Origin of the sequence: Mesotoga sp. UBA5557, from assembly GCF_002425715.1 — a bacterium.
Lineage (GTDB): Bacteria > Thermotogota > Thermotogae > Petrotogales > Kosmotogaceae > Mesotoga.
In genome coordinates, this window is the sequence record NZ_DIMV01000060.1 from 1 (window position 1) to 1,290 (window position 1,290).

Below are 1,290 nucleotides of genomic sequence, written 5' to 3' on the forward strand. Positions count from 1 at the left end.
GCATCAATCGAGGGTTCTCCGCCAAGTTTGAAACATGCAGGCAAGAAAAGCGTTAGTACGACTATTGCCAGTATGAGACCGTAGAAACCCTTGCGTTTAAGCATGCAAACTCAACCTCCTTTTTAGGTTCAACTCAATCATAACAAAGACTAACTTGCAAAACCTGTATTCCATAAACACCACTCAGTACTCTCTGGAACCAACAATAAACTATTACTAAGGAAGATCAATGTTTCTCTCAGCTATTTTATCGTCCGCACCGTCTTTAGCCATGACGTCAACTCTGTTCAATGCGGAATCCACAAATACGCGGAACTCGTAAGCTCCAAGATCAGCCACTGCAAAAGGATTTCCTTCCACCTGTATATCGCCATCTGCAACGAATGCAATGAAGGCACAGAAAGGTGAATTAACAGCCACAGTGAACTTGAACTCGGAAATACCCAAGATCAGATAATCAGCGACAAACTCACAGGTCACCTCTATAACTTTCAGGAGATCGAAGTTCTTGGAAACCAGCAGCTCAGCGCCGCTGTATGCCATGACGGTTATTTCTTCTGCATCGAAATCTACAGAGTTCATCTCTATGTCTATTACTCCACCGACGGGAACGGCCATTGCAGGTATCGGTTCGGCCTCTGGATTACCGGGATACGCGAATTCGACCTTATCCACATTGTCAGAGACTTCGATATGAACGTCATAGATAATTGCGGATGGCAAAGACCATTCTTTCTTTGGAGTAAATGTTGCAACCTTCAGGAAGGCTTCGCTGTAATCCAGTTCCACCACTATCTCTGCCAGAAGATTGCCATCGGCCGTGAAGGCTTTTATCATAAGGAAATCTGCATCATCAAGCGTGAAGAAATTATCGATATTCGCTACTCCACCGACCACTGCAGCTTCTGCAACAGGAAGTTCAGTATCGTCGCCAGGATAAGAGAATTTCAGTAGAGTGACTTCCGGATCGACTTCGATATGTACGTCATATCTATTTCCCAAAGGACTCTGACCCTGGAAATCAAACTCGGTTACAAAGAAGACCTGCTTGAAAGTAGCGTCTATAGCGTGATTGTCACGTATATCTTCAAGATTGTAGGTCTTATCGGTTGTATCTGGAGAACCGATTACATCGACGGGAGCACCATCTACCGTTACCTGGTCAACGCCGTAGCCTTCGTCGGGAGTGAAAGTGAACTGGATATCGTCGCCACATTCGACTGTCTGCGTACCTTCCGGAGTGATCGTGCCGTTCTCGCCGGCCGTCGCCACTACCTCGAACGTCTTCAG

General features: G+C 46.0%; 1 protein-coding gene. It reads right to left on the reverse strand.

Translation table 11 applies throughout. From position 1 onward, the window contains the following. Positions 1–216: 216 nt before the first annotated feature. Positions 217–1,290: InlB B-repeat-containing protein (locus B3157_RS07905; RefSeq protein WP_292589985.1), on the reverse strand; the 1,074-nt coding region annotated here is incomplete at its 5' end.